The following is a 14,007-nucleotide window of genomic DNA, read 5'->3' on the forward strand; positions in this document are numbered from 1 at the left end:
TAATCACTCTGGACTTACAATTTTTCCTTCAATTGCTGAAGCAGCGGCAACAGCAGCAGAAGATAAAAATACTTTTCCATCAGGACTACCCTGTCTTCCTCTAAAGTTTCTATTGGAAGTTGAGAGACTTACTTCATCAGGTCCAATTATTCCTGTGTGTCCTCCGAGGCATGGACCACAACATGGAGCTGATACAAGTGCACCAGCTTCAACAAATATTTTAAGTAACCCTTCATCTAATGCTTTTAAATAAATTTCTTGTGATGCTGGGATAACTAGCATTCTGGTGTCTTTAGCTACTTTTTTGCCTTTTAATATTTTAGCAGCATCCCTTAAATCACTTAACCTACCATTAGTACAAGAACCTAAAAATACTTGGTCGATTTCTTGGTCTACTTCACTAATTGGCTTTACATTATCTACATTATGGGGACATGCTATTTGAGGTTCTAAGTTGCTCACATCAATGTCAATCATGTTAAGCGAAGAGGAATCTAAATCAGTTTTAAATATTTCATAAGGTTTGTTAGAATGTTTTTCAACATAATCAATTGTTTTTTTGTCAGGTTCTACTAACCCGGTTTTTCCACCCATTTCAATTGCCATATTGCATAATACCATTCTATCTGAAATACTCATATTTGATATAGTTTCACCAGCAAATTCACAGGCTTTGTAAGTTGAACCATCAGCACCCATTTCACCGATAATGTGCAAAATTACATCTTTTGCATAAACATTTTCTTTTAAATCTCCTGTGATATTAAATCTATTTGTTTCAGGTACTTTTAACCATAAATTACCTTCAGCAAATACCATTGCCATATCAGTCGATCCGATACCTGTTGAAAATGCTCCTAATGCTCCATGAGTACATGTATGTGAGTCTGCACCTACAATAACTTCTCCGGGTACTACATGACCTTTTTCTGGTAGAATCTGGTGACACACTCCAGCATTAACATCATAAAAATTTTCAATATTGTATTTTTTAACAAATTCTCTCATTATTATATGATTATTGGCGGAGTCAATAGAATCTGCGGGAACTTGGTGATCGAAAGGAATAACAATTTTTGATGCATCCCAAACATTTTCAGCTCCAATTTTTTCAAAAGATTCCACTGAAAGAGGCCCAGTCAAATCATGTGTCATCGCTACATCGATATTTGCAATAACTATATCTCCTGCTTCTACCTTTTCTTTTCCGGAAGCTTTAGCTAATATTTTCTCTGACATTGTTGGCATATTATAAAACCTCTTTATTAGTGATAGATATATATTGATTATAAAATATATAATGATTGCTTTATTTTTAAAAATTTAATTTTTATATATTTATATAATATGTTTATCAAAAATATACAATATGAGTAACTCAATTTTTAAAAGATTTAAAAAAAAAGAAACTCCTATAATTGAAGAAAAACTTCCTATTTTGGAGGATAGGATTTTTTGGGTTTCAACTTTACAAAAAATTGCTTTTCCGGTATTGAATAATTTAGCAAGAGATTCTCTTAGTAAAAACATGCCCGTTGAATCAATTTCTGCTGAAGGTCATTCGTCTGCTTATTTTGATGCTTTTGTAAGAATATTCAATGGAATTGCATCTTGGTTGGAACTTGGTGCGGATAATTCTGAAGAAGGTAAAATTCGTGAGAAATATATTTATTTAACATTAAAAGCTATTTCTAATGCTATTAATCCAAAAAGCAATGATTATATTTTTGTTGTTGAACCTAAACAATCTTTGGTTGATGTTGCTTTATTTGCTGAAGGATTACTCAGAGCTAAAAATCAAATTTGGCTTAATTTACCTATTAAGGTTCAAGCTAGAATAATCAGAGACCTTAAAAGTACAAGAATCATTGCCCCTTATGAAAATCATTGGTTGTTATACACTTCTATGATTGAAGCTGCTCTTTTAGAATTCACTGGGGAATGTGATAAAGAACGTTTAGTTTATGGTGTCCGTAAATTTAGGGATGAATTATATATCGGAGATGCAATGTATTCTGATGGCGAAGATTTTGAGTTAGGTTACTATAATAGCTTATTTATTCATCCTATGCTTAATGATATTTTAGGTGTAATGAGAAAATATGGTTTGGAAGATGGTGAATTCTTAGATGTTCAATTAATGAGGTCTTCAAGATTAGCATCTCAACTTGAAAGAGTTATTTCACCTGAAGGAACTTATCCATTACTTGGAAAATTCTTATCTTATAGGTGTGGTGTTTTCCATTTGATGTCTCAAGCCTCTTTACTTAAAATATTGCCAAAAAATATTCATCCGGCTCAAGTTAGGTCCGCTCTTACAAAAGTTTTAAAAACTCAATTTGAATCTTACAATAACTTTAATTCAAATGGATGGTTAATTATTGGCTTGGAGGGATCACAAACTGATATTTCTGATGAAACTACTAATACAGGTACTCTTTACTCATGTTGTTCAATATTTTTACCATTAGGTTTAGATAGGAATGATATGTTCTGGAAAGCACCTTCTGCAGAATGGAGTAGTCTTAAAGCATGGAATGGGCATCCAATTCAAAGGGATCAGCCTATTAATTTTTAGTTTAATTCATATAAGTTCCCATAATTATATAATTTAATTTCAGATGGAACTTCTTTTATTATATTTTTTGTATCGAATATTACTGGATTTTTCATACTTTTTTTTATTAAATTATAATCTAAATCTTTAAATTCGTTATGGTCACAGAGCACTAAAATTAAATCACTATCTTTCACTGCTATATCAAAGTTTACATAATTAGGATTTTCAACATGAGGGTCATGAATTTGAATCTCATAATCATTACTTAATTTATCTATAATTTCATAAGCCGGACTTTCCCTATCATCATCAGTATTTCCTTTATAAGAAACACCTAAAACAGCTATTTTACCTTTTTTAATGATTTTTCTAATATTATCGCAAACAAAATCTGGCATGGAGTTATTTGTATCCCTTGCTAATTTAATAATTTTTGCAGTTTCAGGAGCTTTTGCATAAATAAAGTAAGGATCAATTGCAAGGCAATGTCCTCCAACACCTGGTCCTGGGGAATGAAGGTTAACTCTTGGATGTTTATTTGCCATTTCAATTACATCAAGTGCATTTACTCCAATTTCAGCACAAATTTTTGTAAGTTCATTAGCAAGTGCAATATTTACATCTCTAAAAGTATTTTCCATACATTTTGATAATTCAGCTGTCTTTGCTTCAGTAAGTATTAATTCACCTTCTACGAATTCTCCATAAACTTCACTAGCTTTTTTAGCACATTCTTCTGTAACTCCACCAATAATACGGTTATTGTTGACTAATTCATACATTATTTTTCCTGGAAGAACTCTTTCAGGACAATGTGCAAGATATAAATCTTTTCCAATACTAAAACCTGCTTCTTCAAATATTGGTTTTATTTGTTCGTCAGTTGACATTGGTGCAACTGTGGATTCAATAATAACTATATTTCCTTTTTCTAAGTATGGTAATATTGAGTGACATGCATCAATAACATAACTTAAATCGCAACTATAATTTTCAGCAATGTATGGTGTTGGCACAGTAATAATAAATGCATCAGCTTTTTGCGGAGTTAAACTGGCTGAATATGATTTTTTTTCCACTGCATTTTTAATTAGGTCACCTATTCCCGGTTCTTCAATGTGAACAATTCCTTTGTTTAAATTATTAATTATTTTTTCAGAAATATCTACTCCAACAACTTTGCAATGATTTTTTGAAAAAAGTGCTGCAGTTGGAAGTCCAATATAACCTTGACCTATTATACACACTTTCATAATGTTAACTCCGTCTCTTTTAAATATAAATATAATATTTGTTAAAACTAATATTAAAAAGTTTAAGTGGTAATATGAAGATTTTAATAACTGGTTCTAATGGGATGCTGGGTTATGATTTGCAGGAAGTTTTAAGGAGGACTCATGAATTAATACTTACAACTTCTGAAACATTAGATATCACTGATAAAAAACATACAATGGAGTTTATTTCAAATAAAAAGCCGGACATTGTTATAAATTCAGCAGCATATACTGATGTTGATGGTTGTGAGGAAAATCAAGATATTGCTTATACTGTAAATAGTGAAGGAGTTAAGAATCTTGCTATTGCATGTAAGGAGATTGATTGTCCTCTTGTTCATATAAGTACTGATTATGTTTTCAATGGTAAAAGTGATAAACCATGGATTGAGGAGGATAATGTTGATCCAATAAGTGTTTATGGTAAAAGTAAACTTAGGGGAGAAAAATATATTCTTGAAATCCTTGATAAATTCTTTATTGTAAGGACTGCATGGTTATATGGTATTAATGGCCGAAATTTTCCTAAAACAATACTTGAACTTGCAAAAAATCATTCTGAAATTACTGTTGTTTATGATGAAATAGGAACACCTACATATACTCAAGATTTAGCTAAAGCTATTTCTGAATTAATAAAAACTGATTTTTATGGTATTTATCATTTAACTAATTCCGGAAGTTGCTCTTGGTGTGAGTTTGCAAGATATATATTTGAAGTGGCCAATGTTGATGTCAAAGTGATTCCAGTTACCGCATCTGAATTTGCTCGTTCTGCTTCACGTCCAAATTATTCAGTATTGAAAAATAAAAACTGGATTAAAAATGGATTTAATCCACTTAGAAATTATAAAGAAGCTATTAAAGAATATATTGAGTTAATCATATGAATAAAAAATTAATTTTAATAATTGCATCTATTGTCGCATTGTTTAGTATCGCCTCTGTAAGTGCGGGATTTTTTGATTTCTTACATTGGGATGACGATTCAGATAATATTAATGTAGTTGAGGATGGCCAATATTGCACAGTGAATCAGGTTTCAGCTTATATTAAAGAATTTCATAAACTTCCAAGTAATTATATAACTAAAAAAGAGGCTCAAAGTTTAGGTTGGCATGGCGGGCCACTTAAAAAATACGCTCCAGGAAAAAGTATAGGTGGAGATACATTTACTAATAGGCAGCATATACTTCCAGATAGTGATTATAAATACATTGAATGTGATATAAATGCTAATGGAACATTTCGTGGTGCTGAAAGGATTGTTTACAATACTGGCAACTATAAAGTATACTATACTGATGATCATTACAACACATTTACAGAGGTATAATATGCTAATTGATGGTAAATTGATTAAAACAGAGGGGCATGATTATTTAATAAAAATATTAAATCTGCCGGACTATTATGGTAAAAATTTAGATGCACTTTATGATTGTTTGTGTGAAATGGATTGTGAAATTCAATTAATTAATCCAAAATATGTTAATAAGGATATTATTGATACTTTTTTGGATGCATCTATCGAAAACGAATTTCTAAAATTTGAAATATTATATTAATTATAAAAAATATAATTAAGTAGTGATTATTATGAAAGGTATAGTGCTTGCAGGTGGTTCTGGAACTCGTCTTTATCCTATCACAAAAGCAGTTTCAAAACAATTATTGCCGTTATATGACAAACCAATGATTTATTATCCTATATCTGTACTGATGCTTGCAGGAATTAAGGAAATATTGATTATTTCAACTCCTCGGGATTTACCAATGTATAAAGACCTTTTAGGTAGTGGAGCAAGTTTTGGAATTAAATTATCTTATGCTATTCAAGAAAATCCTAATGGCCTTGCAGAAGCGTTTATAATAGGTGAAGATTTCATTGGAAATGATAATGTTGCTTTAATTTTAGGAGACAATATATTTCATGGTCATAGATTTACAGAAATTCTTGAAAGAGCAACTAAACTGGATGAAGGTGCAATAATATTCGGTTATTACACAAATAATCCAGAAGCTTTTGGTGTTGTTGAATTTGATGATAATTGGAATGTACTTTCTGTTGAGGAAAAACCAAAAAATCCTAAATCAAATTATATTGTTCCGGGTCTTTATTTTTATGATAATGATGTTATAGAAATAGCAAAAAATGTTAAACCTTCTGACAGAGGAGAAGTTGAGATTACTTCTGTTAATGGGGAGTATTTAAAACGTGGAAAACTTAAAGTTGAACTTTTAGGAAGAGGTATGGCTTGGCTTGATACCGGAACTCATGAAGGACTTTTAGAAGCAGCAAATTTTATTGAAACAATTCAAAAAAGGCAGGGATTATATATTGCTTGTCTTGAAGAAATTGCCTATCTCAAAGGATATATTAATAAAAAACAATTGTTAAAGACAGCTGAGGAACTTAAAAAAACAGATTATGGTCAATATTTATTTAATTTAGCTAAAATGTGATTTTATGGGAAAGTTTAATTTTATAGAAACTGGTATTGAGGAAATGTTTGTAGTAGAACCTGCAATCTTTGAAGATAATAGAGGATATTTTATGGAAACATACAATGAAAAAGATTTTAAGGATGCGGGACATGATTTGACCTTTGTTCAGGATAATCAATCAAAATCAAGAAAAGGAGTTTTAAGAGGCTTGCACCTACAAGTTAAATATCCTCAAGGAAAATTAGTTCGTGTTATCAATGGTGAAGTATTTGATGTTGGAGTAGATTTAAGAGCTAATTCCCCCACTTATGGTAAATGGTTTGGAACTATCCTATCTGATAAAAATAAAAAGCAGTTATTCATCCCACCAAAATTTGCTCATGGATTTTTAGTATTATCCGATGAAGCCGAATTTGTATATAAATGTACAGAATTTTACCATGGTGAAGATGAAAGTGGAATTAAATGGGATGATGAAGATATAGCTATTGATTGGCCATTGAATGATATTGATGAGATAATTTTATCTGATAAGGATAAGAAATGGTTAGGCTTTAAAGAATCTCAAATTAAATATAAGTGATTATATGTCAAAAATACTTGTTACTGGTGGAGCAGGATTTATTGGAAGTAATTTTGTTAGGTATATGGTTAATAAATACTCTGAATATGAAATTGTTAACTTGGATGCTTTAACATACTGCGGAAACCTTGAAAATTTAAAAGATATCGAAAAAAATGATAATTATTCATTTGTTAAAGGCGATATTAGGGATAAGAACATCGTTGATGATTTAGTTCAACAATGTGATTATGTTATTAATTTTGCAGCTGAAAGTCATGTAGATAGGAGTATAACCGACCCTGAAATATTTATTAAGTCAAATGTTTTAGGAACACAAGTTCTATTAAATGCTGCTAAAAAATATGGTGTTGATAAATACATACAAATTTCAACTGATGAAGTTTATGGTACTCTTGGAAAAACAGGATATTTTAAAGAAAATACTCCTTTACAACCTAATAGTCCTTATTCGGCTTCAAAGGCTGGTGGAGATTTAATTACTCGTGCTTATAGTGAAACATTTGATTTGCCGATAAATATTACTCGTTGTTCTAATAATTATGGTCCTTATCAATTCCCTGAGAAATTAATTCCCTTGATGATCTCAAATGCTTTGGAAGATAAAAAATTACCGGTTTATGGTGACGGTAAAAACATTAGGGATTGGCTGCATGTTTATGATCACTGCCGAGCTATTGATTTGGTGTTGCATGAAGGTAAACTTGGTGAAGTTTATAATATTGGTGGAAATAACGAAAAACAGAACCTTGAAATCGTTAAATTAATATTAAATCAATTAAATAAGGATGAATCTTTAATTAAATTTGTGAAAGATAGGTTGGGTCATGATAGGCGTTATGCAATTGATTCAAATAAAATTCAAGAGGAATTAGGATGGTCTCCTAAATATACATTTGAAATTGGGATTAAAGAAACAATTCAATGGTATCTGGACAATCAAGAATGGACTAGTAAGGTTAAAAGTGGTCAATACAAAGATTATTATAATAAAATGTATTCTGGCAGATAATTTTTTACACTTGAAATCAACCTCTGTTTTTTTACATAATCATTCATATATTTTTTATTTTTTTTATAATACTGTTCATATTTATTAATATTTTAAGTGTATAATATTGATTTATTTTTAATTTTTAAAATAAGATTTTTAGTTTAATTAAGATAATTTTATATATTATAATCTAATTAAAATGATTATTGTATACGGTAAATATTCAATATATTTATTGGGAGGAATGGAAATGTTAGAACAATATTTGCCTTTTGTTGGGTTAATAATTTTTGGAAACATTGAAAACTTAGTATTATCTTCACAAGGTGTAGTTGCAGGCGTCAATCCGGTTAAATTAGGGATTGTAAGTATCTTATTTGTTATGGGATGGTTATTCATAGGTACAGTTGGTACTTCAATGTTAATGCAATATGTCGATTTCATTGATTTTATTGGTGGTTTAGCTATTTTTATTTTGGGTTTACAAGCAATGGTAGAATCTATTAGAGGTGTTTAAATGAAAGAACTAAAACCATTTTTAGCATTATTAGTTTTTGGAAACATTGAAAACTTAATTTTAGCAGCTCAGGGTGTTGCTGCTCATGTAGATCCTATTATTTTAAGTATCTTAAGTTTAATTGCAGTTGTTTGCTGGCTTTTAATTGGAACATTTGGTACAAAATTAGCAATGAAATATTCACGTTATATTAATTTCATTGGCGGTTTTGCTATTTTTATATTAGGTATTCAAGCTATGATTGAGTCATTACCGGGAATGTTAACATTTTTCCATTAATTAAAATTAAAGTTTAATATGAGATATTTTAAACATAGAATTTATGGTGCTTTATTTAAATTATTCAAAGACACCATTATTAAAAAAAACAGAGTTTCATTTATTGTCGATTCAAAGGAATCATTTAAAGGTAATTTGGATTATATTCAAAAAGAATTTGAAAATAGAGGGAACTTTGAATTTCATTATTTTTACAAGAATAAACTTTCTATAGGTAGTTTTAGGAAATTATCAAGTTCTAAATTTATATTTTTAAATGATAACTTTTTTCCATTAGCTTTCATGGAATTTCATCCCGAAACCACAATTGTTCAATTATGGCATGCTCCAGGGGCTTCTAAAAAATTTGGGGGGTCTGTTGATATTCAAAACAGGGAAATCCTTGAGAAAATTTCTAAAAATACTGACTATTTGATTACTACTTCAGTCAATATTAAAGATTATTATTCTGAAGCTTTTCAAATGCCTTTAAATAAGATTAAATCACTAGGTATTCCTCGTATTGATTATTATTTTGAAAATCATGATGTCAATACTTTAAAATCAAATTTTCTTAATAAATATAATATTTCATCAAATAAAAAAATACTTCTCTATGCTCCAACATTTAGGGATGAAGAAAAATACAATAACGTATTCAATTACTTGAATTTGGAGGAATTTAATGAAAATTTAGGTGATGAATATATTTTGGCTTTAAGACTTCATCCAAAAATTGAGAATTTTTATAAAAATGATATTTCGGATAATGGTAACTACATTGATGTAAGTGATTATGAAAGTGAGCAGGAATTAATGTTAATTAGTGATATATTAATAACTGATTATTCCTCTATAATGATTGAATTTGCCACTTTAAATAAACCTATAATCTTTTTTACATACGATTTAGATAGTTATTTGTCTAATGAACGTGGTTTTTATTATGATTTTAAAAAAACTGTCCCCGGTCCAATTGTTCATACTTCACAAGAATTAATCGATGTAATTAAAAAAAATGAATTTGATAAAAGTAAGATTTCTGAATTTCTTAACACCCAATTTGATTTAATAGATGGTGATTCATCTAAAAGAATTGTTGATTTTCTATTAAAATAAGGCTGATAAAATGGACAATATTAATGTAAGTGTCATAGTTCCAGTATATAATAACTGTGAATATATAGAGAGTACACTCAGTTCAATTATTAATCAAAATTTCGATAATTTTGAAATAATTGTTATTGACGATGGATCAACAGATAATAGTTTAGAAATTGTTAAAGAAAAATTATCTGCTTCAGATATTTCTTATCTGATTATTCATCAGGAAAATGCAGGTGTAAGTTGTGCGAGAAATCGTGGAATTGAAGTTGCTTGTGGTGATTATTTAGTTTTTGTTGATGCTGATGATTATATTTCTCAAAATCATTTATCAGAATTGTATAATGGTGAAACTGATTTTAGTTTAATTCAGCTGGTTAAAAGAGAAGGGAATGATTTATCTATCCCTTATCATTTTTCAGAAAGTTCAATTTCATGCAATGATTTTATTAAAATGGAGTTAAATATGGAAATTCCATTTAATTTCTGCCAATTAATGTATAAAACAGACATTGTAAAGAAAAATAATATTAAATTCACTCCTAATATTATTTACGGGGAAGATACAGAATTCGCACTTAAAGCATTGAGTTTTGGTGATAGAATATCTATAAGTAATGAAGTAACTTATTATTATATTCAACACGAGCAATCTGCAATTAGAACATCTGAATTTAAGCGTTTTGAGATTGTAGGTATTTTTGAAAACCTAGCTCAATACTATAAAAATCAGGGAAAAACTGATTTAGCTAATCTGATAATTACTTCTAGAATTCCAAAAGCAATATTTGGAAATATGAATTATTTTTTCTATAATAATTATGATTTTGATGATGTAATTGCTAAAATGCACCAACTAAATTTATTTACCAAATTGTCTAAATTTGAAGGTGATTTTAAATTCAAATTTAAAATAAGATTATTTTTATTAAATCCAAAAATTTATTATAAAATATGGAGAAAAGTTAAAAATTCGATTGATTAATATGAAAGTTTCAGTTGTAACACCAAATTATAATGGTGAAAAATTTCTAAAAACATTTTTAAAATCCCTTAATGAAGATAGTCAATATATCGGAGAAGTTATTATTGTGGATAATGGATCTGATGATGGTAGTTTGGACTATCTTAAAAATAATAGCTTTAGTTTCCCTTTAGTATTAATAGAAAATAAGGAAAATATTGGATTTTCTCCAGCTGTTAATCAGGGAATTAAAATATCTCAAAATAATCTTATTTTTTCAATTAATAATGATACTGAAATTAAAAAAGGTTCAATTAAATCATTAGTGGATTTAATTAATTCCAGTGATGATATTTTTTCTGTTCAAGCTAAAATGCTCCAGTATAATAATAAAAATCTAATTGATGATGTTGGAGATGAATATAATTTGCTTGGTTGGACTAAAAAAATAGGTGAAAATCATCACTCTAATGAATATAATAAAGTAAAAAGGATATTTTCTAGTTGTGCAGGAGCGGCGATGTATAATAAGTCCATTTTAGATGAAATTGGACTATTTGATGATAACTTTTTTGCATATATGGAAGATGTGGATTTAGCAATCAGATCCCATATTAATGGTTATAGGAATTTGTCATGTCCTGATGCAATTGTTTATCATATTGGTAGTGCAACATCAGGAAGCAGATATAATGAATTTAAAGTTAAATTAGCTGCACGTAATAATGTATGGGTAATTTATAAAAATTTACCAGTTCCTTTAAAAATTGTAAATTTTATTTTTATATTTTTAGGATTTTTAATTAAATACTTATTTTTTTATAAAAAAGGATTCGGATCCACTTATTTGTCAGGGATTCGTGAAGGATTATCTGCAAAAAGTAAAATTAGCAAAGTTAAATTTGAATCAAAGAATACAAAAAATTATTTTAAATTGGAATTTAGATTAATAATAAATACTATTAAATTTTTAAAAAGATGATTATATGGATCTTTCAATTGTAATTTTAAATTATCAAACCTTTGAGCTAACAAAAAATACTATTAATTCTATATTTGAATATGAATATTCCTTTGACTATGAGATCTTAGTGGTTGATAATGCATCAGGTGATGATAGTTTAGTTCGCTTAAAAGAATATTTCGGTGATAAAGTCAATTTCATCGCATCAAAAGAGAATAATGGTTTTGCAGCCGGTAACAATCAAGCTTTAAAAATTGCAAATGGCAAATATATTCTTCTTTTAAATTCAGACACTATAGTTTGGGAAGATACATTAGAAAATATTTATAACTACATGGAAAAACATAATGATGTTGGTGTCAGTGGTTGCAGGGTTCTTTTAGAAAACGGTGAACTTGATAAGGCTTGTAAAAGGAGTTTTCCTAATGTGAAAAATTCATTTTTTAGATTATTTCATATTCCAACCAGCAGTAAAGATAATGATTATAACTTGGATAATCTTCCAGATGATGGAATTTATGAAATTGATTGTCTTACTGGAGCATTCATGTTCATGCGGGCTGATGCACTAAAAGATGCGGGTCTATTGGATGAAACATTCTTCATGTATGGTGAAGATATTGATTTTTGTTTTAGAGTTAAAAAAACTGGTTGGAAGATTACTTATTATGGTAAGTCAAAAATTACTCACTTAAAAGGAGCTAGTAGTAAAAAACAAAAATCTAAGTTGATTTATGAATTTTATCGTGCAATGTATATTTATTATAAAAAACATCATGCTGATGACTCTTTATTTTTATTAAACTGGATTGTTTATTTTGGAATAGCTATTCTTTGTGTTTTGAAATTATTTTTAAATTTATTTAAAAAGAAAGATTAAATAATTATTAATTTCAAATAAATAATAGAAACTGGTTTTGGAGTAGTTATATGATTAAAGAGAATCAAAAATTATTAAATTTTTCATTGGTATTGATTGATGTTATTGTCATTGGACTGGCTCTTTTATGCTCTTTATGGTTAAGATTTAAAACTACTCTATTTGGTCCAATTGGAGGACATTTAGGCTTTTTTAACTATCTTTTATTCTTTACATTTGCCGTTATACCTGTTTATTTAATTTTATATTTTGCATTTGGTCTTTATAAACCGCGTAGAACTTATAAAAACATTTTTTCAGAAGCAACACAACTTATTAAAGTAAATATATTGGCATTTATTACATTAGTTTCTATTTTATTTATTATAAACCAACCTGATTTTTCAAGAATAATGTTAATTTTATTAGCCATTATTGCTTCATTTTTTGGAATAATTGAAAGATTTACAATTAGAACTATTTTAAGGAAAATGCGTATTAATAATCGTAATATTAAGCATATTCTTATTGTTGGGGATAATGAATTAGCTTTTAGCTTTGCTCGTAAAATTCGTGAAAACCCATATTTGGGATTTGTTGTAAGTGGCTTTTTAGGGCGTTCAGAGCATATAGGTCGTGAAATAGATGGGTGCAGTGTCATCGGATCATTTGAAGATATTGATAAAATTCTTGATAAAAACAGATTTGATAGGGTTGTTTTGGCTATTCCTTTAAAATATTATTATAAAATCAATGACCTTGTGGAGAGTTGTGAAAGGGTTGGAATTAAAGCGGAAATTATTCCTGATTATATTAGGTACTTCCCAGCTCAACCTTCTGTGGACATGATTGAGGACATACCTATTATTAACATAAGATATGTTCCTTTAGATGATGATTTTAATAAGTTCTTAAAATATCTTTCTGATTATATTATTTCCATAATTGCAATTATTATTACATCTCCTATAATGGTAGTTACTGCAATTGCAATCAAATTATCTTCTAATGGTCCAATTATATTTAAACAGGAAAGAATAGGTTACAACAGTAAACCCTTCATGATGTATAAATTCCGTAGTATGAAAGTTCAGGATCCCAGTGAAGAAAAAGCTGAATGGACAACAAAAGATGACCCTAGAAAAACTAAAGTAGGACAATTTATAAGAAAAACTAGTATTGATGAATTACCTCAATTTTTCAATGTGTTGAAAGGGGATATGAGTGTTGTAGGTCCTAGACCTGAAAGACCATATTTTGTTGATCAATTTAAAGAAACTGTTCCAAAATATATGGTTAAACATCAAGTTAAACCTGGATTAACTGGCTGGGCTCAAATTCATGGTTGTCGTGGAGACACTTCTATTAAAAAACGTATTGAATATGATATTGAATATGTAGAAAATTGGCACATGGGTTTAGATTTAGCAATAATGATTAAAACCGCATTAAAGAAAAACCCTAATGCATATTAATTAT

16 protein-coding genes are annotated in these 14,007 nt (G+C 28.7%); 14 read left to right on the forward strand and 2 right to left on the reverse strand.

Going from position 1 to position 14,007, the window contains the following annotated elements:
* Nucleotides 1–3: 3 nt before the first annotated feature.
* A complete protein-coding gene (gene hacA / locus EDC42_RS02190) occupies nt 4–1,248 on the reverse strand; it encodes a homoaconitase large subunit (protein ID WP_069573574.1) in 1,245 nt (414 codons plus the stop codon).
* A 121-nt stretch (nt 1,249–1,369) separates the two neighbouring features.
* Between hacA and EDC42_RS02195 the strand changes: the two genes are divergently transcribed.
* The gene (locus tag EDC42_RS02195) at nt 1,370–2,578 is read left to right on the forward strand and encodes a DUF2264 domain-containing protein (RefSeq protein WP_069573569.1); all 1,209 of its coding nucleotides are present in this window, start codon (nt 1,370–1,372) and stop codon (nt 2,576–2,578) included.
* Here the strand turns inward: EDC42_RS02195 and EDC42_RS02200 are convergent.
* Nucleotides 2,575–3,813, reverse strand: coding sequence for a nucleotide sugar dehydrogenase (locus EDC42_RS02200; RefSeq protein WP_069573565.1), 1,239 nt, complete (start codon nt 3,811–3,813; stop codon nt 2,575–2,577). The two genes, EDC42_RS02195 and EDC42_RS02200, sit on opposite strands and share 4 nt — an antisense overlap.
* A 74-nt stretch (nt 3,814–3,887) precedes the next feature.
* Here EDC42_RS02200 and rfbD point away from each other — a divergent pair, with 74 nt between their 5' ends.
* The 13 genes from rfbD (at nt 3,888) to EDC42_RS02265 (ending at nt 14,003) form a co-directional block, all read left to right on the forward strand.
* A complete protein-coding gene (gene rfbD / locus EDC42_RS02205) occupies nt 3,888–4,727 on the forward strand; it encodes a dTDP-4-dehydrorhamnose reductase (RefSeq protein WP_069573561.1) in 840 nt (279 codons plus the stop codon).
* Nucleotides 4,724–5,173: a ribonuclease domain-containing protein gene (locus tag EDC42_RS02210; RefSeq protein ID WP_069573556.1), complete on the forward strand. Its 450-nt coding sequence runs from the start codon at nt 4,724–4,726 to the stop codon at nt 5,171–5,173. The genes rfbD and EDC42_RS02210 overlap by 4 nt, the downstream gene beginning before the upstream one ends.
* Nucleotide 5,174: 1 nt before the next feature.
* Entirely contained in the window at nt 5,175–5,405 is a 231-nt protein-coding gene (locus tag EDC42_RS02215) for a barstar family protein (RefSeq protein WP_123833372.1), read from the forward strand.
* A 31-nt stretch (nt 5,406–5,436) separates the two neighbouring features.
* The gene (rfbA, locus tag EDC42_RS02220; protein WP_069573549.1) at nt 5,437–6,303 is read left to right on the forward strand and encodes a glucose-1-phosphate thymidylyltransferase RfbA; all 867 of its coding nucleotides are present in this window, start codon (nt 5,437–5,439) and stop codon (nt 6,301–6,303) included.
* A gap of 4 nt (nt 6,304–6,307) precedes the next feature.
* Nucleotides 6,308–6,868, forward strand: a complete 561-nt coding sequence (rfbC, locus tag EDC42_RS02225) for a dTDP-4-dehydrorhamnose 3,5-epimerase (RefSeq protein ID WP_069573544.1) — start codon at nt 6,308–6,310, stop codon at nt 6,866–6,868.
* 4 nt (nt 6,869–6,872) lie between these two features.
* Complete coding sequence (gene rfbB / locus EDC42_RS02230) at nt 6,873–7,880, forward strand: dTDP-glucose 4,6-dehydratase (RefSeq protein WP_069573539.1); 1,008 nt, start codon at nt 6,873–6,875, stop codon at nt 7,878–7,880.
* Nucleotides 7,881–8,112: 232 nt separating this feature from the next.
* On the forward strand, nt 8,113–8,379 hold the full coding sequence (locus EDC42_RS02235) for a hypothetical protein (protein WP_069573537.1): 267 nt from the start codon (nt 8,113–8,115) through the stop codon (nt 8,377–8,379).
* Entirely contained in the window at nt 8,380–8,658 is a 279-nt protein-coding gene (locus tag EDC42_RS02240) for a hypothetical protein (RefSeq protein ID WP_069573534.1), read from the forward strand.
* An 18-nt stretch (nt 8,659–8,676) separates the two neighbouring features.
* A complete protein-coding gene (locus EDC42_RS02245) occupies nt 8,677–9,756 on the forward strand; it encodes a CDP-glycerol glycerophosphotransferase family protein (protein ID WP_069573532.1) in 1,080 nt (359 codons plus the stop codon).
* A 10-nt stretch (nt 9,757–9,766) separates the two neighbouring features.
* On the forward strand, nt 9,767–10,726 hold the full coding sequence (locus EDC42_RS02250) for a glycosyltransferase family 2 protein (protein ID WP_069573530.1): 960 nt from the start codon (nt 9,767–9,769) through the stop codon (nt 10,724–10,726).
* A gap of 1 nt (nt 10,727) precedes the next feature.
* Nucleotides 10,728–11,687, forward strand: coding sequence for a glycosyltransferase family 2 protein (locus EDC42_RS02255; protein ID WP_123833373.1), 960 nt, complete (start codon nt 10,728–10,730; stop codon nt 11,685–11,687).
* A 4-nt stretch (nt 11,688–11,691) separates the two neighbouring features.
* Nucleotides 11,692–12,549 (forward strand): glycosyltransferase family 2 protein, encoded by an 858-nt coding sequence (locus EDC42_RS02260; protein WP_069574916.1) that lies wholly within the window; start codon nt 11,692–11,694, stop codon nt 12,547–12,549.
* Nucleotides 12,550–12,599: 50 nt separating this feature from the next.
* Nucleotides 12,600–14,003: an undecaprenyl-phosphate glucose phosphotransferase gene (locus tag EDC42_RS02265; RefSeq protein WP_069574917.1), complete on the forward strand. Its 1,404-nt coding sequence runs from the start codon at nt 12,600–12,602 to the stop codon at nt 14,001–14,003.
* Nucleotides 14,004–14,007 lie beyond the last annotated feature (4 nt).

Origin of the sequence: Methanobrevibacter gottschalkii DSM 11977 (assembly GCF_003814835.1) — an archaeon.
Lineage (GTDB): Archaea > Methanobacteriota > Methanobacteria > Methanobacteriales > Methanobacteriaceae > Methanocatella > Methanocatella gottschalkii.